Below are 20,665 nucleotides of genomic sequence, written 5' to 3' on the forward strand. Positions count from 1 at the left end.
AAGGAGAGGTAAATATGAATATAAGTTACCTGAATACCTTTATCACCGTCGTCGAAGCCAGAAGCTTCTCGGCCGCCGCTCGTTTACTCGGTCTTTCGCAACCCGCCGTCAGCTTCCAGGTTCAAGCTCTGGAAAAGGAGCTTGGCGCGGTGTTACTGGAGCGGCGAGGCGCCGGACTGGCGCTTACCGCGGCCGGTGAAACCGTCCTCATCGCGGCGGGCCGGATCGTTAAGAACTACGAAGAACTTGTTCTATCCGTCAACACAGCCCGTGATATGGTTACCGGCCACCTGGTCTTGGAGGCCAGCACCATACCCGGCGAATACATCGTGCCCGGCTTGATCGGCGTCTTCAAAGAGAAATATCCAAAGATCGACGTAACCTTAAACATAAGCGACAGCGGCGAAGTTGTTCGGCAAGTCCTGGCTAGGGCCGCCGACGTCGGTTTCACCGGCGCCCTCCCCGATAAATCCGTTAAAGGTCTTAAGACCATGGTTCTGGCGGAGGACAACCTGGTTCTTATGGTCCCGGCTTCCCACGCCCTGGCGGGAAGGAAATCGGCCCCGATCAAAGCCGTTCTCGACCAGACTTTTATTATGCGCGAACCGGGCAGCGGAACCCGAAAGACGTTTGAGCGGTCTTTAAAAGACGCCGGTTTAAAACCCAACGACATAAAGATCTCCATGGAGCTAGACAGCAATCAAGCGGTTATATCGGCCGTTGAGGCGAACCTGGGCATCGCGGTGCTTTCCTCCTGGCCAGCCAAGAAAGCCGCCAGACTGGGCGGCGTCGCCGTTTTGACGGTCTCTGACCTAAACCTGAAACGGGATTTGTACGCGGTTTACGACAGTTCCCGTCCGGAAACGCCTCTTAGACGGGCCTTTCTTTCCCTGCTATGACAGGGCCGCGCCTAGGGCGCCGATAATCTGAGGATTCTCAGGCACATACACGTCCACGCCCAACCTCTGGGCAAGGATCTCCCGCATCGCCGCGTTACGCGCGACACCGCCCGCAAAAAACAACGCCCCGTCAACCTTCACCCGGTTCAACATGGCGATAACCCGGTCGGCAACGGCTTCATGAAGACCTAGCGCGATGTTGTTCCGCGGCTCGCCTCTGGCGATAAGTGAAACCACCTCGGATTCCGCGAAGACAGTGCAGGTGCTGTTGATTTTAACCGGGGATGAAGCCGTCAGCGCGGCCTCGCCGAATTCAGGCAAGGGATACCCGAGGGCCGTCGCCATAACCTCCAGGAATTTGCCGGTGCCGGCGGCGCATCGGTCGTTCATCTCAAAATCGGCGACGCGTCCGATCGCGTCCAAAGCGATAACCTTAACATCCTGCCCGCCAATATCAAGTATCGCCCTGCAATCAGTGTTTACATGCCTCGCGCCGACAGCGAAAGCCTTTATCTCGGTTATAACCTTGGCGCCGAAAAGATCGGCCGCCAAATGACGCCCGTAACCGGTCGCGGTCAAAGAAGCGAAATCCCTGTCCGCGATCAGCCGGCGGCATTCAGCGGCCGGATCATACGTTGTGTCTTGCACGTCCGCGGAGACGATACCGCGCTCGTCCATCTCGATGAGAGCGATCGTCCGCGAACCTATATCCAGTCCTGCTTTTATCAACTGACCGGCGTTTTCTCCTTCACTTGTTCAAGAAAGGCCTCGACGCGCGTCCTGATCTGACCGGCATCTTCCATGCCGTAGTCGGTCTCGATCTTAAGGACCGGGATTCCGGCTTTATCCAGAGCGTCCTTGACCTTTATGTACTCGACGGCGTATGGGTCGCAGAACATAAGCGACGTGTAAACGACTCCGTCCACATTATACTCTTTGGCCAGCTTGAGAATATTGTCTATCCGTTCGTCATTCGGGCTGAAACACGCGCAATCGGTCGCGAAATACCGGTCGGCAATAGCCGTCATTGTATCGCTGTTTGATTCGTCCACCAGCTCCCGGAAATACCGCTGCCCGGTGCACGATTCCTCGACTACGACGGAGCCTCCGCTGGTCTCGATGATATGAGGTATTTTCCAGTTGGGGACGGTCATCGGGGTGCCTGATATCATCAAACGAGGCGTTCCCGCCGGGAAAACGCCGTCGCCGCGAGCGACGCGTCCTTCCAGTTCTTCGGCAATCTCGTTCGTCTTCGCCGTAAACCGGTCGACGTCGTCGTAGAAGGCAATCTGCTCGATCAAAAGGGCGTCTTTGCCGCTGATCGGCGCGGGGTCGGCCTTGCGAGCGTCGCTAAGACGCAGAAGCGCCCTCCGCTTACCGTTGACCTTGGCGGTGGCCGCTTTCAGGTCCGAATCGCTGCCGGTCTTGCCGGTTGTCTTCTCGACTTCGTTCTTAAAAGCCTTGACCTCTTCCTGCCAGAGCTTTCGACTGGTGTCCCTCTTCATTGACGGCAATTCCATGACGTAGGTTGGCGTCATAGTAGCCAGAATCTCCCACGCCTTTTGCTTACCGTCGCAAGTCGTCTCCCCGATAATCAGGTCTGTCGACTCGAAATACGGGCAGATTTTTGCCATTTTAAAGCCAATGGAAGACTTGATAAGCGGGCAGATATTGCGGGGCAGCACCTTCTCCGCCTCGCCGGCCGCAACATCCGCGCCCGTGCATAGACCGATGCACGTTCCGCCGGCCGCTAGGATTATCTCCTCCGGCACATAAACGCAGAAAGTCCCGATAACTTTCCCCCCATTCTTCTTAATCTCCTGAAGCTCGTGCACCCGGATCCCGTGAATGTCGCTTAAGACGAAATCGAAATAATCCATCTTCTCCGGACGGTTCTCCTGTTTCAGGAACGTTTCCTGCACCAGCGGCGGAATGACCTGCATAAGCTGGTCGTGCCCCTCCATGTTAAGACCGATGCGTTCCCACATCTCGCAATTGTCAGGCATCTTCTTCTCCTTTTTAGGTACTATTGTTGGGACTCGCTTCTTTATATGGAGAGGGCGCGTGAGAATCGAACTCACCCCGCCTGATTTCGCATGCAGCTAATGGGTTTGCAGCCCACAGGGTCCCCTGGACCGGCGCCCTCGCTTACTTCCGTGCTCTATTGTTTAAGAATCTGGATATATCCCTCTAAAGTTGATTCCGTTATCGCACATTATGTTTATGACTGACTCTTCGATTGAGTCGTCGATCTTTAGCGCTATGCCGCAATCGCTGCTTAGGTGCCTCGGTACGCTGATGGCGTCGGCCTTAAGACCGGCGGCGCGGACGACTTTTTCCGCTTTAAGCGCCTGGTGAACTGATTTGAAAGTGACTATCCTAGCCGGCACCGGCAATCTCCTTTATGGCGGCTATCGCCGCGTCGATCTCGTCAAGGGTATTGAAATATCCAAAGCTGAACCGGACCGCCCCGGCCGGATAGGTATCGATTGTCTGATGCGCCCACGGCGAGCACTGGAGGCCGGCCCGGACCAGGATACCGTAGTCTTTGTCCAGCCGGTCGGCGACTTTCGAACACTCGAACCCGACGATGTTAAACGCGACGACCGGCAGGCGAGCCGCGTCAGCCGGCTGACCGTAGACAGCTACGTCTTTGATGCCCGCGAGGCCGTCTAAAAAACGCCCCGCCAAAGCCTTTTTATGTCGTTCTATTTCGGCCAGCCCGGTCGTGGCAATAAACTGAAGGCCGGCGGTCAGGCCGGCGGCGCCGACCGTATTCGGCGTCCCGCTTTCCAGCCGGTCGGGCATGAAGTCGGGCTGCGTGTCTTCTTCGGAGCGGCTGCCCGTGCCGCCGCGCAATAGCGGCGATAGCTCAAGCCCCGGCCGGACATACAATCCACCCGTTCCCATGGGTCCGAAGAGGGATTTATGCCCCGTATACGCCAGCAGATCCAGGCTCATCGCTTCGACGTCGATGGGAATCGCCCCCGCCGTTTGGGCCGCGTCGACAAGCAAGGCGACACCGCGTTTGCGCGTTGCCGCGCCGACTTCCGCGACGGGCATGATCGTCCCCGTAACGTTTGAGGCATGCGTCATAGCGACCATCGTGGTAGACGGATTTATCGCCTTTATGATATCGGCGGGATCGACCTCCCCAGTCTTGGGATCCGCCGGGACGACGGAAAGACCTACACCCATCGATTCGGCCCAGCGCAACGGCCGCGCGACCGAGTTATGCTCCATAGAGGTAGTCACGACGTGATCGCCGGATTTCAAGTAGCCGCGCAGCGCGATGTTCAGGGCCATGGTGGCGTTTAAGGTGAAAGCGATGTCGAGAGGGTCGGCAATACCTAAAAGCGAAGCCAGACGATCGCGGGCGTCATATAAAACCCGTCCCGCCTCAACTGACATATGATGGCCCGACCGGCCGGGATTGGCGGCAGCGGTGTCCTGGAAGCCGGCCATTGCGGCCGACATCCCGGGGGGTTTCGGAAAAGTTGTCGCGGCGTTGTCAAAATAGATAGCCATAGCTATCTATAAGTATATCTAATATGAGTTATAAAGCAAGCTTATTTATCTGAGTATTTCCGGGGTTCAGTCGACCGTGATTTCTTCCGGCATCTCAGGTTCGTTGTCACCTTCCGGCATTTCCAGTTTCACCGCGAAGGTGACCCGTCCGCCCGGTTCATAGCCGCGTTGTTTGGCTACGTAATCCAACACCAGGGTGGCCAGATCCTCAACCTCCAGATCGACGTCCCGGTCATACGCCCGGCAATCGGTTGACTTGGTGTATTTCTTACAGCTGTCGCAGACGTAGACCCTATGAGCCGCGTCGGCCTCGTCATATATGTACTTATAGGTGTCGTTGTTGAAGTTCCCGCAGACCAAACAGGTCGCGCGGGGATAAACCCATTGGGTGCGGCAAACCTGGCACTGTAATACATTCTGACCGTCGTCGGCGCGAATAAAGGCCATGCCCGGCTTCCGTCCGCAGACAGGGCAAAACGTCTTTTGCCACTGCTGGTAATTTATTTTATCGCGGAATGGATAAGAGGCTTTCTCCATAAAGGGACTGATCGCGTGATAAATAAGAAAGAACATTACATCGCTATTAAGATCGATCAGCTCCGCCACCTTGGTAAAATACTGGGTGTTAAACTTAAGAAGGTTCTTAATGAAGAGAGGATTTTCCCCGGCCGTGTCGACATTTAGGTCGGGATAGTCAATCAACCGCTCCAGCGGCTCCTCGAAGTCCGGATTGGTCTCGACGATAACCGCCGCCATACTTTCCAAAATCTCCTTGAACAGCCCGGCGTCGACCTTCAGTTTGCCGGCGTCCATCAAAACCTCTCCCGCTTGAATCTTGGCCGGAATATCTTCATCGTCCAGGAAATCGACGTCCATCTCGATTTTCGGCAAATACTCCGCCTCTATCGCGAACAGCTGCTCATATAGATCCATCAAGTCGGCTAGATCGGGCCGGCCGGTCTTGTAGAAATCCATCTCTTGTCTGATATGGTCGATCGTCCACGGTTTCTGATTTAGTTCCAAGATATTCGTCCTCCCGAAATGCGTTTTGGCCAACGGAAAGCCCGGACAGTCATAAGATTATAACATGCCCGGGCTCATCCGTCGGTTATTGAGCGACCGCGTTCCTTACGCTTGTCCTGCCTCCTTCTTCACTTCGTCATACCACTTGCGCCAGCCGTGCTTCGCCTCTGATTCCGGCACATAACCGGTGATCATTGAGGTGATGCCTTTCATGGTCGGCGGGAAGAGCAGGCCCATATAGGCGTGCATGATGATAAAGAACAGTAGTATGACAAAGCTCAGATCGTGGACGACGACAGCCCATCTGGTTATTGCCGGGCTGACCGTCTGTCCGGCCCACATCAGAACGCCTGAAATCGCGATCGTGATGCTGAACGCGAGGATAATCCAGGCGCTGAATTTCTGACCGGCTTTTTCCTTACCCTGCGGCGGCAATTTGACCGCCTGCGGCCTTATAAGCCAGGGCAGGAATTTAATCATCCACTTGGTGTCGTCCTTGTCCCATGAGAAGAGCTCCTTCAAAAACTCGATGGCGCCCTTCGGGAACAAGACAATCTCCACAGCCGGGATAGCGATGAACAAGACCGCCGCGATGTGATGGATGGTCTGTTCAAGCACCAGATTGTTGCCGACGAGAACATGCAACGCCGGAAACATCCTCGACAACCCGGTGTAAGTCAGTGTGAGAAAAGCGAAGAGATGGACAGTATGCAGGATCCTCGCGGCCAGCGAGAATCTCAGAACCTGGCCGTCTTTAAAAACGGGCATTTTTACCATCTCTACTCATCCTCCCCGTGCTTGTAGCCGATCGAACCGATGCGGCTAATAACGGCGGCCGCCAGGCCGCCGACGCCCGCGATAATGGTCAGCGGTTTCAGCCAATCCTGCCAGAGTCCGACCGACAGCGGGATTGCCGGATCCGTCGGCAAGCCATAGACATCCGGCGCTTCGGTCATGACCGTCATAACCCCTAGGCCGCCCAGCGCCGTCTCGCCGTACAACATGGCATTGGCGTGGCCTTCCTTCTTCAGGGCTTCAACCCGGTTCTGACCGGCGCGCAACATGACTTCGCGCTCGCCGAATCTAACGGCGCCCGGCGCGCAGACTTTGGCGCAGGCCGGGATCAAGCCGTTGGAAATCCGGTCGATGCACAGGGTGCACTTCTTGGCCGTATTAGAGCCCGCGTCGTAACGCGGTATGCTAAACGGACAAGCCGAGATGCAATACTTGCAGCCTGTGCACTTATCCTGGTCGATGACGACCGCGGTTGTTTCCATGTGCGAGATCGCCTTAGGCGGACAGACATTCTGACAAGCGGCGTTCGTACAGTGCTGGCATATCATGCGCCGGAAGAACCACTGGTTATCAGGATTCTTGCCTGTCTCGATGAACTTGATCTTCGTCCAGGTCTTGGACGAAAGATCCGGCGGATTCTCGAAGGTGCCGGTGTTCTCGGTTACTTCACCCTCGTTCTGGTTCCATTCCTTGCAGGCCACCTGACAAGCGCGGCAGCCAATGCAGAGGTTGAAATCGAGAAGCATTGCTTTCGCCATTTTACGTCACCTTCCTTACGTCAACCAGGAACGCCTTGTATTCGGGCATACCCGTGTTCGGCTCGGCGACGTGCGGTGAAAGCTGGTTGGCGCCGTAGCTCTTGTCCTTGTCCGGACCGCCGGTAATCAGGCCCATATAGCCGTAGTGGAACGGCATCCCCGCGAGCTCGGGTTCACCCTCGCAGAGGGCAAAACCTTTCAGGCGCTCGGTAACGATGGCGCGGCACATGACCTCGCCGCGGGCCGACGCCACCTTGACCCACTCGCCGTTCGTGATGCCTTTCTTTTCAGCCAGAACCGGGCTGATCTCGACGAACATCTCCGGCTGCATTTCGGCCAACCAGGGTAGTTGGCGCGTCATGGAACCGGTCTGCCAGTGCTCCGTCACCCTGTAGGTGGTGGCAATAATCGGACACACCTTATCTCCGAACTTGGTCAGCTTATCCGCGTCAGCGCCCCAAATGATCGCCCCTGGGTTGTTCTGCGTCTTCGACAGCGGATTCTTGATGACCGATTCTATGGGTTCGTAGTGCTCGGGGAATGGGCCGTCCTTGACGCCGCCCTTCGGTACGAATATCTTAGCAACGCCTTCAGCGTTCATAATGAACGGCGCGGCGGCCGTCTTGTCCGGAGTGTTCGGTGCCGGAGGCGTACCAGCTACCGCGGCGAAGTCGGGCACGTCGTTGGTTATCCACTTCGCGCCGTCCCAGGCCACCAGAACCCTCTTCGGATTCCACGGCGTTCCGGCCGCGTTGCAGGACGCTCTATTGTAGATGATCCGGCGGTTGACCGGCCAGCTGAACGCCCAGTCTTTGAAGATTCCAAGTCCGGTCGTGTCCGTCGTGTTATCGCGTCTCTTACACGGAGCTTTGGCGATATCCGCGTTGTTGAAGTAGCCGGAATAAATCCAGCAACCACAGGCGGTCGTCCCGGTGTCGGTCAGAGCGGCGAAACTAACCATCGGCTTTTTGTCCGCTATGGTGTAGCCGTTGATCTCCTTGGCGACTTCGTTCGGGTCGATCTTGTCGCCGTAGTTCCACGTCAGGTTGACGATGGGATCCGGGAACTTCGCTTTGGCGTCGGCCTTATACAGAGCCTGAATTTCCTTGCCTAGCTGATTCAGAATCTGCAGATCGTCCTCCGCCTCGCCGGGACCCTGGGTGGCTTTATACCGCCACTGAATCAAACGGCTGGAGTTGGCAATGCTGCCTTCCTTCTCGTACGAACCTACCACCGGCAATAGGAAGACCTCGGTCTTGATATTGGCCGGTGTAGCGCCCGGACGCTTCCAGAAAGCCGCCGTTTCTGTTTCCCAGAGGTCAGCGACCATCAGCCAGTCCAGCTTCTCGAGAGCTTTAGCCTCTAGATTGCTGTTAGGACCGGAGATAGCCGGGTTCTGACCCCAGCACATCAAGCCTTTAATCTCACCCGCGTACATGGCTTCGAAGAGCGCGGTCCAAGTGTAACCTTTCTTCTGGAAACCGGCTCCGTTCTTCGGCAGCCAGTCATACCGGAAGTCGTTGCCCGCCGCCGCCGCGTCGCCCCACCAGGACTTGAGCATGCTAATAACCCACTTGGCACGGTTCTGCGTAAAGCCTGTCTTGGTGACCTCGACCTCTTTGTACTTGGCCAAAGTCGGCGTGGTCGCCGCGTTCGGCAGGTTGTTGTAACCAGGCAGCGTGCCTGCCAGCAGGCCAAAGTCGGTCGAGCCCTGGACGTTGCTCTCGCCGCGCATCGCGTTGATCCCGCCGCCGGCGATACCCATGTTGCCCAGGAGACACTGGATGATGGCGAACGCCCTGATGTTGTTGACGCCGGTCGTGTGTTGCGTCAGACCCATCGCGTACAGGAGCGTACCCGCCTTGTCCGGTTTGCCGGTCGAAGCGTAGAGCTTGCAGATCTCTTCGAACTCGGCCTTCGGCATACCGCAGGTCTTAGCGATGATGTCCGGCGTATAGCGCGAGTAATGGGTCTTCATCAACTGGAACACACACTGCGGATTCTGCAGCGTCGGATCCTTTAGCGTCGCGCCCGCGGCGTCCGTCTGGTATGTCCAGGTGTCGAACTTGTATTTCTTCTCTTTCTCGTCGTACCCGCTGAACATACCGTCTTTGAATGAATAGTTCGGATTGATGAGATACGAAGCGTTGGTGTACTGCTTAACGTACTCGTCAAACCAGAGGTTGTTGCTGAGTATGTAGTTGATCATGCCGCCGAAGAACGCGATGTCGGTGCCCGGCCGAAGATGGGCGAACACGTCCGCTCGCGAAGCCGTTCTTGTAAACCGTGGGTCGACGACGATCAACTTGGCGCCGTTGCTCATACCCTTGGTCATCCATTTAAAGGAAATGGGGTGATTCTCAGCCGGATTACCGCCGCAGACCATGTAAACATCTGCGTTCTGGAGGTCGTTCCAGCTGTTGGTCATGGCGCCTCTGCCAAACGTCGGGCCTAAACTGGCCACGCTTGGTGAGTGTCATATACGAGCCTGGTGTTCCAGGTAGACGATTCCCAACGCCCGGCCAAGCTTAGAGAGCAGATAGCACTCCTCGTTGTCGTGCGCGGCGCCGCCTAGTTGCGCCAGAGCCTCGGTCCGGTTGACCGTGATGCCCGCCTCGTCTTTTTCTTTAAACGACGCGTCCCGGGTCGCCTTGACCTTCTTGGCGATTTCTTTAAGGGCCCAATTCCAGTCCCTGGTCTGCCACTCCGTAGCGCCGGCCGCACGGTACATGACCTTGGTGATGCGTTTCTTGTTGTTGGCCAGCTGGTACATGGATTGTCCCTTGGAACACAACGTTCCTTCGTTAATCGGGTTGGCGGGATCGCCTTCAAGGTTCAGCATCTTGCCTTCCTTGGTGTGCACGATAGCGCCGCAACCGACCGAACAGAAGCAGCAGACGGTGAAGTTTTCTTTGGCCTCGGCGATCCTTAGCGTCGTCGCGACTTTCGCGAGCGCCGACATATCGAATCCGAGATTGGTCAGCGCGGCCGTTGTTGCGCCGGCGGCCGTTACCATTAGAAATTCTCGTCTAGTCAGTTTTGTTGCCAAGCTTGTCTCACCCCTCTCCTAACATCTCTTGATCCGTCATTGTTTTAGCTCTTGTAGCAAAAATCCCGGTACCACCTCCTCCTTAGGAAAGACACGTGCGCCGACAGGCGCGCGTCCTCCTTTCCTAATCGAGGGAGGCACCGGGATCGCTCCCGTTACCCTGACCCCGACAATCATGCCGGGGATCGCTCTAGCCGTCCGCGAGGGACTGACTAAAGTCGGAGAAACGTTTCGTCTATTTAGTTGGACTTCCCGTGTTTCTCGATATTGCCTGTGATGAATTTTTCTAGAGTGGCCTTCGGCACTTCGCCGATCAACCGGTCGATTTCTTTTTGATCGCTGTCAATGATGACGAAAGTCGGCGTTAGATAAACCTTGTACTTGGTCGCTATGGCGTCGTTCTTGCCGTTGGTAATGTCGTACAGTTCGAAGGTGATTTTGTCGGAGTATTTTGACTGAGCCTCATTCACGATGGGCTTCATATTGATACATCGCGGTCAGGTCGGATCGAAGAATTCATAGAAAGTGAGGCCGGTGCTGCCCTTCTTGGCACAACCTCCAGCCGCCAGGCCGAATAGTGCCAGGCAGCACATTATTAATAGCAGACTCTTAAGAGCCGGTCGCCTAAGCGACATTAGCCGCCGCCTTTCTTAGCAAGATCCTCGATAGCTTTCATCATCGCCGCGTGGTCGCGGGGTTTGGTTAACTCGGCTTCCTGCGTAAACACGACCTTGCCGGTCTTGTCTATTAGAAAACTCTTGCGCGTCGAGGTTAGTTCGGTTTCATCCCACGCGCCATACATCGGACTAACGTCTCGTTTCCAGTCGGACAGCAAATCGAACGGAAGCTTTAACTGCTTACTGAACTCCGCATGGCAAGGCCAGTTGTCCGCGCTTACACCGAGGACCTCGGTGTTCATCCCTTGTATCCGCGTGTAGTCATCGCGGTACAGGGACAGCTCGCCCGTTCAGACGGGCGTAAAATCAGCGGGGTAAAACACCACGACGACGTTCTTTTTTCCCTTGAATTCGGAGAGGGATACCTTTAATTGCGCCTGGTTGCGCATTTCAAAATCGGGGGCAACATCTCCGACTTTAACGGAACCGGATATTTTAGTTTTGTCTTGGGAGGTTGTTTCTTGGGTGCTACCGTTACCGGTACAGGAAATGCCGCTTATGATAAGGACAATGGCGAGCAAAATTAAGCTTGTCCGCTTAAGACGACGCAAAAACTCCCCCCTATTTACCAACGCCGGGTATTTTGACTTCGCCTAAAAATTACACCTAAGGGTAAGTTGTTGTCAAATCATCGTTATTTCTTGGTGACTCTCGTGATGTAGTAAAGGGTGTGGAGAAGTTCTCTGGCTGGGTCAGAGGTATGCAACTGGATGTCTTCGGGCACGGCAACCGGCGTCGGGGTGTAATTCAGGATTATCTGGACGCCGCTTTCCACAAGAATGTCGGCGATGACCTGGGCGGCCTCACCAGGCACGGAGATGATACCGATTGAGACTCTGTTTTTCTCGATTGTCGGTTTGATGTCGCCGATACCCTGGATCTTGACCCCGCCGATGGTCTTACCGATCTTGGAGCGGTCGTTGTCAAACGCGTAGGCAATGCGGAAACCTTGCTCTTTCAAGCCGGAATATCCCAAGATGGCACGGCCCAGCATACCAACGCCTACCAACGCGATATCGTTGATGTGCTTGACGCCAAGAATATCCGAGATTACGTTGATCAGACCATCTATATCGTAGCCTAAGCCCCGTCTTCCGAATGAACCGAAATACGACAGGTCGCGGCGGATCTGGGCGGGGTTTACCCTAGCTGACATGCTCAACTTTTGGGAAGATACGACAGTTAGGCCGTCACGCTTGAAACTGGTTAGACACCGTAAGTATGTCGATAACCGTTGTATTACGCCCTCGGGTACTCGGGTGCGTTCCAAGACCTGCCTCCTTCCAGTTTCTGTCATACTATGTCATTGTAACCATAATTACAATCAATTGCGAACAAATTTAGGGCGTTTCAGTAGTTTATTGATTCTGCGCCTGCTGGAGCTGGATCAATGTGCCCCGTAAGGCTTGCAACTCGGTTCCGTAAGTCGTCCAATCGCCGGCCTTCTGCGCCTCGATCGCCCGGTTATAATGATCCAGCGCTTCGGCGATTAAAGCCTTCACCTGAGGTGAGGCGGTCGCCGCCGCGCCAGTAGCAGCCCCGGCCGCAGGCGATTCGACCTGCGTCCCGGTGGGCGCGCCGAATAATCTGGCCAGCGCGTCGGGCAACGACGCCTCCATGACAACCTTGTCGCTATAGGAGACAAAAACCCGTTTGAGTTCCGGCAATTCACCCTGTTCCGCTTGGATATACAGAGGCTGAACATAAAGCAGAGACCCGGCCAACGGAATAACAAGCAGCGGCCCTTTGGATATGGTGGAACCGCGCTGGCTGACCAAGGTCAGAAACTGGGAGATGGCCGGGTCCTGATTGATGCGGGCTTCAATCTGCATCGGCCCGAACACCAGCTTGTCCTTGCTGAATTTATAGACGACCAGTTCTCCGTAGGTCGGACTGTCGCAGTTGGCCGACAACCAGGCGACCATGTTGTTCTTCTTGGCCGGGGTAAACGGCGTTATCAGCATGAAGTCCTCGCGCTTGTCTCCCGGCAGCCGCATAATCATGTAATAAGGATCCATCTGCTGGGCTCCACCCTGAAAAGTCTCCTTGGCCACCTGCCACATATCCTCCTTGTTGTAGAAGACTTGCGGATCGAGCATATGGTAGGTCGCATACATGTAGGCCTGGACGTTGAAGAGGTTCTCGGGGTAGCGCCAGTGTTTCTTAAGCGCTGCCGGCATCTCTTTCGTTTTAAACAAGGTCGGGAAGATCTTGGCGTAGGTCTTGATGACCGGGTCCTTCTTGTCCACGATGTAGAAATCCGTCGTGCCGTTATAAGCGTCGATGACGACTTTGACCGAGTTTCTGATGTAGTTCCAGCGCCCGCCGTCCGAATACGGCGTCGAGTAGGGATACATGTCGGAGACCGTATAGGCGTCGTAGATCCAGAAGAGACGGTTCTTGCCCTTGCCGTCCGGCGCCGCCACGATATACGGGTCTTTGTCATAGTAAAGGAACGGCGCCAGGGTATCCGTGCGAGTCGTAATGTTCCGGTTGAATAGAACCTTGCTGTCCGCCGTCAATGTCGACGACACCAGCAATTTTAGGGACGCGAACCGCCACGCGTACATAAGTTTATTAAAGAAGGAACCGACCGGCACGCCGCCCGTGCCCTTGTACTTCGTGTATTGGTTTTTATCGCCTTTGGGGTAGTCGAACTCGTTGGTATTCGTATTGATCAAAACATAGTCGTTGGTCTTCTCCCCGTAATAAATTTCCGGCCGGTCGATCTTGAGAACCTTTGACGACGGCGGTATGTCCTTGACTACCAGGTCCGGCAATCCTTCGGCCGTCACCTTATTGACCGGATTCATCACGATCCCGTAGCCGTGCGTATAAACCATATGCTGATTGACCCAGGTCTTAGCCGTCTCAGGCAGCTGGTCGATGTTCATCTCACGCGCCGCGAGCGTCGTTTGCGTGTAGGCGCCGTCCAATGTATAGCGGTCGATATCGACGTCGGCGAAATCGTAGTATAGCCGGATGGCCTGCAGCTGATTGAAGGTCTTAGTCAGAGGCCTCCAATCCCATAGGCGGATATTCTGGACGGTGGCTTTGTTCTCTTCCAGCAGCTGCGCGGTCATAGGGGTGTCTGCCGAATAAGGCCGGCTCTTCACGTTCTCCAGGCCGTACGCTTTTCTCGTGAATTCAATATTCCGTTTGATATACGGATTCTCTACCGCTATCTCGTTCGGAGACACCCTGTATTGCTGAACGAAAGCGGGATAGACGCCGGCGAAGACGACCAGCGAGACGACGAGGATCGCCAAACCGGCCAAAGGCAGCTTCCAGCCTTTAACCCGGATGTTGACCAGGAACAAAGCGGCTGTAACCAGAGACACGACAATCATTATTGAGAACACCGGTAGTTCGGCATGAACATCGGTGTAGCTCGCGCCGAAGGCGACGCCTCTGTCGGAATACAGCAAGCCGTACTGCAGTAACCTGAATCCAAGCGCCAGCATCACGCTTAACGCGGCCGCGAGAATCGAGATATGCGCTTTGACGTGGTCGGCAAACTTCTGCTCTCCCGGCACCACCCTTATACCGCCGTCCAACACGTGAACGGCCATGGCAAATATAGCGCTGACAACCAACGCCGCGAAGAAGAAACCCCAGAGAAACTGCCAGAAAGGTAACTTGAAAACGTAGAACGAGATGTCGTTGCCGAAAATCGGGTCGACGGTGCCGAAGGGCGTAGCGTTAAGAAACAGAAGCCAGCGTTCCCAGACTCCGGAGGCGCTTGAAGCGGCAATAAAACTTAGAACTGCGGCTATAGCCAAGAGGATCCGGTTCAGATATTGTTCTAGAAACACGCCTTTTAGCTGGATCACCCCGGTCAAATACGACACGCGGAACTTGGGTGCAAGCCGTCTGGTCAAGAGAACGTTGGAATAGAATATCGCGAAAAACGCGGCTCCGAATATCAGGCCTAGAGAAATCTTGGTGATGAGCACCTTGATGAAGACAGCCGAGTAGCCCAGTTCTTTAAACCACAGAAAATCCGTGTAGTATGTCATCAACATAGTCCCGAACACTAAGAAGAAAATGATAACGACGCCGGCTATCCACCGTATCCACTTATCCATGTTACGTCCCCTTTTCCATTAGTTTCTTCGCTTCGTTCCATCTTTTAATAAGGTAACTCTTATTATCCTCGTATAGCAGCGCCTGCCCTTCGATCAGCGACTCGACCATGATGTCGCTCATGCCTTGGACCTCCAGGATGAAAGAGGCCGTCCGGCCGTAATAAACCGGCGTCAGCAAACCGACCACCATTTCGGGGTCCTCGCCCGAGAAATTATAGGCGACCGCGAAATCGTAAACGACCCTGGCCCATAGCTCTTCGGGAAAGTGGAACACGTCCTCTCCGGCCGAGGCGATATTGGTGAGCGCCTGGAAATTGGCCGGGCTCAAGTAGTGTTTTAAGAACGCCTGATGGGTGCGAAACCCAGCCTTGAAGTGCTCGACCAGCTTTCGCGGACGTTCCGTCCTGCCGGGCGGCTCACGCCAACGCCTCTTCGCGCCATAGGTGAAGATGTGGTTGCTGCCGGTGATCGCCTTCCACCTGACCTCATTCTCGCCCATCAGTTTAAAACACGTCCCCGTGACTTGCTTAAACATCGGCGCCAAGTCGCTCGCCGGGTCTTTGTCGTCGTGCAGTTTAACCCCCATGCTGGCCTGCGCCAACCGGAAACCTTCTGTAATCGCCGTGGTTGTCATCCAGACGTCGATGCCGAACCGCGCGATATCGGTGCTCCAAACCTGCTGGTGCGCGTAAATCTTGGCCAGCGCCCCGCTGAAACAGAACTCCCCGCCGATCGGTTGACGGACACGGCGGCCGTATAAAGCGCGCGTTAACGGGTAAACGATGCTATTGGTGATGGTCCCATCGTGTTTGTGTCTCAGATAATATGGGGTAACGAAGCCGTAGCTCAACTTGTAGACCGGGTCGGCCAGAAGTTTTATCCAGGTCGGTTTGATACTTTTCAGGTCGGCGTCCAAGGTCATAACGATGCGGGCGCCCAGCCGGTCAGCAATCTCGAAAATCATCCTGAAAGCGCTGCCTTTGCCGGAAATGCCGGTGTAGTGGGCGACGATCTTGTCTATGCCGAATGGAACGACCGCCGCCTGGGCCGCTTCGTGGGTGGTACGGTCGCCCGGCCTGGCTCCGTAAGAATTTACAATCACGCCCTTTAGCCCGGGATAAAACCTGGCGATGCCTGCTCCGGCGGTGGAAATGACGTGATTGATCGTCTCCGAATCTCCGTAGCTCGGAATACCGATCAAGATATCGGCCCGCTTGATCTTGTGCAGCTGTTCCTGGACTGATTTAGTGAGAATGGAGTTGGAATGGTCCATCTAAACCCCCAAATTGCGGCGCATCTGAATCGCGCCGGCCAGGTCCCGCATAGTCAGAATCCCTTTGATATCCCCGTCCTCCATAACGAGCAGATAGCCGACATGGATGTCGGTCATCCGGGCGATGGCCTCCTCCGCCATCATCTCAGGCAGCACCTCGGCTCGCTTATCAAAAGACGGCGTCACTGCCCGGGTCCGCGTCCTGTCCCACTCGTCCCGCGGTACGTCTTGAATGCTCTGCAGGGTTACTACGCCTATTACCGCTCCGCCCTCGACAACCGGGAACTTGCTGTGTTTATAACGCATAAAGTAGTCATTTACAAGGTCGTTCACCATCGTAGCCGCCCCGACCGTAACGACGTCCGGAGTCATTATGTCTTTTACCTTTACCCCGGAAAGAGTCAAATGCATCACGACTTCCTCGTAACCGGCGGCGGCCACCTGCTGCAAGAAAATGCCGATGAAGATAAACCACAGACCATTCACCCAGAACGCCCGCTCGACAAAAATCATATAGAGCCCGCTGAAAATCAACAGCATGGCAAAGGCCTGGCCCATTAACGAGGCGATCCGCGTGGCCCGGCGGATATCTTTGGTAATCGCCCAGAGAAAGGCCCGCAAAACGCGGCCGCCGTCTAAGGGATAACCGGGAATCAGATTGAAGACTGCCAGGTAGATGTTGATGATAGCCAGGTACAATAACGGGCCGGTGAAGAGCACCCCGAGCTTTAACGTCCCCGCCGTCAGGTAAGCGCCGGCGAATAAGCCTGATAAGATGATGCTCGCGAAAGGTCCGGCTACGGCCATCAAGAACTCCGCTGCCGGTGTAGAGGGGTCCTCGTCCATGTGAGCCACGCCGCCAAAAATAAACAGGGTTATGCTCCTGATGTTGATGTGGTTAAAACGCGCGATGACGGAATGCGACAACTCGTGCAGGAGGACCGACACGAAAAACAAGAATGAAGTGACAAAACCAAGAATCAGGTACTCGTTACGCGGGAGGTTCGGATAAGCTTGGGGGAAGTACGCCGTTGCCAGCAGGACTGTCACCAGCCCGAAAATTACGAACCAGCTGAAAGACACCCTTATCTCGATGCCCATTAATCTACCGAGTCTGATACCTTGGCTAACCATGAGATAATGTTATCATTGTTAGAGGTTGAAGCGGAGGTTGCCCGCCAAAGAACTCGGCGGGTAAACTTCACGGGTCTTGCAATGACGGAATCACACGATAAGGATTCTTATGCCTGAATTAAAGCACGACGAAGTCCAAAAGTATCTGAGCTATGTTGTCGGTCCCGGCTCTAAGTTAATATCCGTCGGCGGCATGCCGTCTACAGGAGAAAACGACGAGCTCAAGGGCTTCGGATACGGCGAGCCTGTGTTAATTGAATACGAGCTGAACGGTGTGATCCAGAAAGCCGTCCTGGGCAGCGCCCGAACCGACGGCGGTTTCGGACACGATTTCTTGGCCGACCGGGCTCACGGCGTCGTGCTGGCGGGAGAGACGTTCAATAAACTGCCGCGGCATATAGAGCTGATGGATACCGGCGCGATTACGAAGGACGGGCAGCTTATTTCGATAGGCGCGGCCGACAACTTCTTCATCTTCGACAAGTATGCCGGGGGGAGAGAGTATTTCCGGGACCTGGAACGTATCAAGAGCGACGGGGCGCTGACCGATAACGACCGTGAACGCTGCCGGGCTTTGAGCAAATACCTGACAGAAATTCACGCCGTTAAGAAAGACGCCCCCGAACTCTATGTCAGACGGATCCGCGACCTGGTCGGACAAGGCGAATGCATTATGGGCCTGATTGACAGCTACCCTGAGGACTGGGCCTTCCCCTACGCCGGCGTCTTGCGCGATATCGAGATGAAGTGCGTTGACTGGCGCTGGCGGCTGCGGGACCGAGCCAGCCGTCTTTGCGTCGAACACGGAGATTTTCACCCCTGGAACGTACTCTTCCTGGAGGACACGGGGACGGACTTCATGGTCCTTGACAGAAGCCGCGGCGAATTCGGCGAAGCAGCCGACGACGTGGCCGCGATGAGCATAAATTACATTTTCTACGCGCTGCAGCAAGGCGGCGCCTTCGAGGGTCCGTTCAAAGAGCTGTTTGAGATATTCTGGCGCGAGTATCTGGAGAATAGCGGCGACGGCGAGGTCATGACGGTCATCCAGCCCTTCTATGCCTGGCGCGGCCTGGTGGTCGCCTCACCCGTCTGGTATCCGAACCTGACCGATGAAATCCGTCAGAAATTATTCAACTTCGTCTTAAACATGCTGGCCGCGGACAAGTTCAGCCCGGCCGATATTGGACCTTACCTGGAGAAACCATGAGACAGGGTTTCGCCGTCTGGCTCACCGGCACCCCGGCTTCCGGCAAATCGCGGCGGGCCCGGACTCTAAAGTCTTTGCTGGATCAGGAAGGCGTTCCGGCCCAACGGTTGGAATCGGACGAGTTGCGCAAGGTGCTGACGCCTAACCCGACCTATTCCCCGGAAGAACGTGAATGGTTCTACAACGTTATGTTGTATTTGGGGAAGATACTAGCCGACAACGGGGTGAACGTCATCTTCGACGCGACCGGCAATCTGAATCGCTACCGGGACGCCGCCCGGGACTCGATAGACCGTTTCTGCGAGGTCTACGTTTATTGTCCGCAGGAAGTCTGCGTCGACCGCGATCCGAAAAATATCTACGCCGACGCGAAGATTGACAAAGCGAAAAACGTGCCCGGCCTCGGCTCGACCTATGAACCGCCGAAGAATCCCGAGGTTACGGTCGAGGGGCACAAAGAGGAACAGAACGAATCAGCGGCGAAAATCCTGGCTTGGATGAAAATCCACTGGCCGGACGAGTTCAAGGATTAACTTCCGTTTTCCGCAACGTCCCCGCTCTGCCCGATTTGGCCCATTTTCTTGGCGTTAAAGACCGCGACCTGGTCCCGGCCATGAGACTCCGCCCATTTCAGCGCTATCTCCGCGTTATCCAACAGCGTTTGCCGATCCTCGCCATGGTCGGGGTAGGAGCTGATACCGCAGCTGACGCCGTTTAAAAAGACGGAAACCGCGGAATGATTCTTGTCCTTCAGCGTCTCCTTGATCCTGTTGCATACCGTCTCCGCGCCGTCCAACCCCGTCTGCGGCAGAATAATCGCAAACTCGTCGCCTCCGATGCGGCAGACGCTGTCCGGCAAACGCAGGTAAGTACGTAAAACCTTGGCGAACGACTTGAGGATGGCGTCCCCCATGGCGTGGCCGCGTGTCTTGTTGACCTCGCTGAATTTATAGAGATCGATCAACGCGATCGACAGAGTCTCATTGTATCGCATGGCACGCGACAGTTCGGCATCCAGTTTGGTTTGAAGATACTGGTAGTTGTTTACGCATGTTAACAAATCGACTAGAGAGGTTAAAACGAGCTTGTTGGTCGAGGACACATACAAGAAGGCTCGCAGGATAACAAGCAGCACGAGCATTACGGTGCAAACCAGGATTACCCAGTTATCGTAGGCGGCCGGATTATCCATGAAGGCCAGCGGCAAGAACAAAAGAATCGAACCGAGAATCGAAATGTAGATGAGAAGTTCGCGAGGCATGCTGAAGAGCCTTGGTTCGCGCACCTCATCGACTTTATGGATAGATTTATCGTCGGCCATAAGGTATGAGGCTCCGGCCAGGAAAAACATGAAGTAACCGGCCATCCAGCCGATATCGGGCAGTGCGGTCACCGGATTCGCCGGCGAGTAGGCGCCGCGAACCGAGAGATAGGTAAATCCTACGCTGGCCGCGATCAATGAGCTTACACCGAGCGCGATTAAGACGTCCCACGGGCGCCAGCGGCCGCGCTTAAAACCGACCGTATTGGCGGCGACGCCGAAGACCAGCGCGAGAATTAGGATCGGGGCGACGGCGACTATTATGTTCGCCAGATTGGTAAAGGAACTAATCTTTAGAAACACATAGCGGAAGTTGATGTTCCACACAAGGAGGGCCGTGAAGAGCAGGTATAGATAAACGTCGACCAAGCGCCTCAAGTTGGTCTGGAAGCGCAGATTCTTAAACCTAGCCATTGAAAGGAGAAGCGCCCATAAAAATAAGTAGCCGCCGGAAATCAGATAATCGCCCAAACCCGTCCGGGCCGCGACTGCTCCCGCCTTGGCCAAAGACTGCGCTATCCAAACGGTTTCGCCGGAGACCATAAGTACAGTAGCGACGGCCAAGAAAAACATTGACCGCTTATAAGTCCGTTCGGCGAAGATCCAGGCGACAAAGGCCGTGAAGGCGGCCAGCGCCGGTACCGCCAGGTACATCGCCGCCTTAACGACGGCGAGGGTCGAAGCCGGCAGACCCTGATATCCCAACCAGTAATAAGCGCCGGCATAGCCGGCAATTATTAATGAGCAGATTGCGTAAGTCAAGTATGCTTTTGTGTTCGATTTCTTGCTGTCTTCCAATGTTCAACCTAGCTTGTAATCATCGTTACTTATGCGAAAAGATTAGCACATCTTCTGTCGTTAATATACGGTTCGACAATGATAGACGGTTGCACCACTCCAGCGCTCCAAA

19 protein-coding genes and 1 tRNA gene are annotated in these 20,665 nt (G+C 55.2%); 3 read left to right on the plus strand and 17 right to left on the minus strand.

Going from position 1 to position 20,665, the window contains the following annotated elements; translation table 11 throughout:
* Positions 1 to 14: 14 nt before the first annotated feature.
* Positions 15 to 899 carry a selenium metabolism-associated LysR family transcriptional regulator gene (locus tag WC891_01745; GenBank protein MFA5866678.1) on the plus strand — a complete coding sequence of 295 codons (885 nt, stop codon included), beginning with the start codon at positions 15 to 17 and terminating at the stop codon, positions 897 to 899.
* On the opposite strand, the gene WC891_01750 is transcribed toward WC891_01745, so the two are convergent.
* The 16 genes from WC891_01750 to WC891_01825 all read right to left on the minus strand — a co-directional run bounded on the left by WC891_01750 (position 894) and on the right by WC891_01825 (position 17,224).
* Positions 894 to 1,628, minus strand: a complete 735-nt coding sequence (locus WC891_01750) for an acyl-CoA dehydratase activase (GenBank protein ID MFA5866679.1) — start codon at positions 1,626 to 1,628, stop codon at positions 894 to 896. The two genes, WC891_01745 and WC891_01750, sit on opposite strands and share 6 nt — an antisense overlap.
* The gene (locus WC891_01755) at positions 1,625 to 2,905 is read right to left on the minus strand and encodes a double-cubane-cluster-containing anaerobic reductase (protein MFA5866680.1); all 1,281 of its coding nucleotides are present in this window, start codon (positions 2,903 to 2,905) and stop codon (positions 1,625 to 1,627) included. The genes WC891_01750 and WC891_01755 overlap by 4 nt, the downstream gene beginning before the upstream one ends.
* A 46-nt stretch (positions 2,906 to 2,951) precedes the next feature.
* Positions 2,952 to 3,045, minus strand: a tRNA-Cys gene (locus WC891_01760).
* Positions 3,046 to 3,067: 22 nt separating this feature from the next.
* Complete coding sequence (locus WC891_01765; protein ID MFA5866681.1) at positions 3,068 to 3,289, minus strand: DUF3343 domain-containing protein; 222 nt, start codon at positions 3,287 to 3,289, stop codon at positions 3,068 to 3,070.
* On the minus strand, positions 3,279 to 4,427 hold the full coding sequence (locus WC891_01770; protein MFA5866682.1) for an aminotransferase class V-fold PLP-dependent enzyme: 1,149 nt from the start codon (positions 4,425 to 4,427) through the stop codon (positions 3,279 to 3,281). Before WC891_01770 ends, WC891_01765 begins: the two co-directional genes overlap by 11 nt.
* Positions 4,428 to 4,493: 66 nt before the next feature.
* A complete protein-coding gene (locus WC891_01775) occupies positions 4,494 to 5,450 on the minus strand; it encodes a formate dehydrogenase accessory protein FdhE (GenBank protein MFA5866683.1) in 957 nt (318 codons plus the stop codon).
* A 105-nt stretch (positions 5,451 to 5,555) separates the two neighbouring features.
* Positions 5,556 to 6,227, minus strand: a complete 672-nt coding sequence (locus tag WC891_01780; protein ID MFA5866684.1) for a cytochrome b/b6 domain-containing protein — start codon at positions 6,225 to 6,227, stop codon at positions 5,556 to 5,558.
* Between the two features lie 2 nt (positions 6,228 to 6,229).
* The gene (locus WC891_01785; GenBank protein ID MFA5866685.1) at positions 6,230 to 7,003 is read right to left on the minus strand and encodes a 4Fe-4S dicluster domain-containing protein; all 774 of its coding nucleotides are present in this window, start codon (positions 7,001 to 7,003) and stop codon (positions 6,230 to 6,232) included.
* A gap of 1 nt (position 7,004) precedes the next feature.
* Complete coding sequence (gene fdnG / locus WC891_01790; GenBank protein MFA5866686.1) at positions 7,005 to 10,019, minus strand: formate dehydrogenase-N subunit alpha; 3,015 nt, start codon at positions 10,017 to 10,019, stop codon at positions 7,005 to 7,007.
* Positions 10,020 to 10,291: 272 nt separating this feature from the next.
* A complete protein-coding gene (locus WC891_01795) occupies positions 10,292 to 10,534 on the minus strand; it encodes a thioredoxin family protein (GenBank protein MFA5866687.1) in 243 nt (80 codons plus the stop codon).
* Positions 10,535 to 10,549: 15 nt separating this feature from the next.
* Positions 10,550 to 10,687, minus strand: a complete 138-nt coding sequence (locus WC891_01800) for a hypothetical protein (GenBank protein MFA5866688.1) — start codon at positions 10,685 to 10,687, stop codon at positions 10,550 to 10,552.
* Positions 10,687 to 11,301: a redoxin domain-containing protein gene (locus WC891_01805; protein MFA5866689.1), complete on the minus strand. Its 615-nt coding sequence runs from the start codon at positions 11,299 to 11,301 to the stop codon at positions 10,687 to 10,689. Before WC891_01805 ends, WC891_01800 begins: the two co-directional genes overlap by 1 nt.
* A 62-nt stretch (positions 11,302 to 11,363) precedes the next feature.
* Entirely contained in the window at positions 11,364 to 12,026 is a 663-nt protein-coding gene (locus WC891_01810) for a redox-sensing transcriptional repressor Rex (GenBank protein MFA5866690.1), read from the minus strand.
* 61 nt (positions 12,027 to 12,087) lie between these two features.
* Entirely contained in the window at positions 12,088 to 14,817 is a 2,730-nt protein-coding gene (locus tag WC891_01815) for a UPF0182 family protein (GenBank protein MFA5866691.1), read from the minus strand.
* Between the two features lies 1 nt (position 14,818).
* Complete coding sequence (locus WC891_01820; protein MFA5866692.1) at positions 14,819 to 16,090, minus strand: glycosyl transferase family 2; 1,272 nt, start codon at positions 16,088 to 16,090, stop codon at positions 14,819 to 14,821.
* Complete coding sequence (locus WC891_01825) at positions 16,091 to 17,224, minus strand: site-2 protease family protein (GenBank protein ID MFA5866693.1); 1,134 nt, start codon at positions 17,222 to 17,224, stop codon at positions 16,091 to 16,093. It abuts the gene before it with no gap.
* Between the two features lie 109 nt (positions 17,225 to 17,333).
* Here WC891_01825 and WC891_01830 point away from each other — a divergent pair, with 109 nt between their 5' ends.
* Positions 17,334 to 18,434 carry a phosphotransferase gene (locus WC891_01830; GenBank protein ID MFA5866694.1) on the plus strand — a complete coding sequence of 367 codons (1,101 nt, stop codon included), beginning with the start codon at positions 17,334 to 17,336 and terminating at the stop codon, positions 18,432 to 18,434.
* Positions 18,431 to 18,967 carry an adenylyl-sulfate kinase gene (locus WC891_01835; GenBank protein ID MFA5866695.1) on the plus strand — a complete coding sequence of 179 codons (537 nt, stop codon included), beginning with the start codon at positions 18,431 to 18,433 and terminating at the stop codon, positions 18,965 to 18,967. The genes WC891_01830 and WC891_01835 overlap by 4 nt, the downstream gene beginning before the upstream one ends.
* Here WC891_01835 and WC891_01840 read toward each other — a convergent pair.
* Positions 18,964 to 20,553 (minus strand): GGDEF domain-containing protein, encoded by a 1,590-nt coding sequence (locus tag WC891_01840; protein ID MFA5866696.1) that lies wholly within the window; start codon positions 20,551 to 20,553, stop codon positions 18,964 to 18,966. The two genes, WC891_01835 and WC891_01840, sit on opposite strands and share 4 nt — an antisense overlap.
* Positions 20,554 to 20,665: the final 112 nt, after the last annotated feature.

The sequence above is a fragment of the Actinomycetota bacterium genome (assembly GCA_041658625.1).
GTDB lineage: Bacteria > Actinomycetota > JAHEXW01 > JAHEXW01 > JAHEXW01 > JBAZZW01.

Excerpts from the sequence above, each read along its gene's own strand:
- WC891_01745 (MFA5866678.1), top strand. The coding sequence starts at position 15 with ATGAATATAAGTTACCTGAATACCTTTATCACCGTCGTCGAAGCCAGA.
- WC891_01755 (MFA5866680.1), bottom strand. The coding sequence starts at position 2,905 with ATGCCTGACAATTGCGAGATGTGGGAACGCATCGGTCTTAACATGGAG.
- WC891_01770 (MFA5866682.1), bottom strand. The coding sequence starts at position 4,427 with ATGGCTATCTATTTTGACAACGCCGCGACAACTTTTCCGAAACCCCCC.
- WC891_01780 (MFA5866684.1), bottom strand. The coding sequence starts at position 6,227 with ATGGTAAAAATGCCCGTTTTTAAAGACGGCCAGGTTCTGAGATTCTCG.
- WC891_01785 (MFA5866685.1), bottom strand. The coding sequence starts at position 7,003 with ATGGCGAAAGCAATGCTTCTCGATTTCAACCTCTGCATTGGCTGCCGC.
- WC891_01795 (MFA5866687.1), bottom strand. The coding sequence starts at position 10,534 with ATGAAGCCCATCGTGAATGAGGCTCAGTCAAAATACTCCGACAAAATC.
- WC891_01800 (MFA5866688.1), bottom strand. The coding sequence starts at position 10,687 with ATGTCGCTTAGGCGACCGGCTCTTAAGAGTCTGCTATTAATAATGTGC.
- WC891_01810 (MFA5866690.1), bottom strand. The coding sequence starts at position 12,026 with ATGACAGAAACTGGAAGGAGGCAGGTCTTGGAACGCACCCGAGTACCC.
- WC891_01815 (MFA5866691.1), bottom strand. The coding sequence starts at position 14,817 with ATGGATAAGTGGATACGGTGGATAGCCGGCGTCGTTATCATTTTCTTC.
- WC891_01820 (MFA5866692.1), bottom strand. The coding sequence starts at position 16,090 with ATGGACCATTCCAACTCCATTCTCACTAAATCAGTCCAGGAACAGCTG.
- WC891_01825 (MFA5866693.1), bottom strand. The coding sequence starts at position 17,224 with ATGGTTAGCCAAGGTATCAGACTCGGTAGATTAATGGGCATCGAGATA.
- WC891_01830 (MFA5866694.1), top strand. The coding sequence starts at position 17,334 with ATGCCTGAATTAAAGCACGACGAAGTCCAAAAGTATCTGAGCTATGTT.
- WC891_01835 (MFA5866695.1), top strand. The coding sequence starts at position 18,431 with ATGAGACAGGGTTTCGCCGTCTGGCTCACCGGCACCCCGGCTTCCGGC.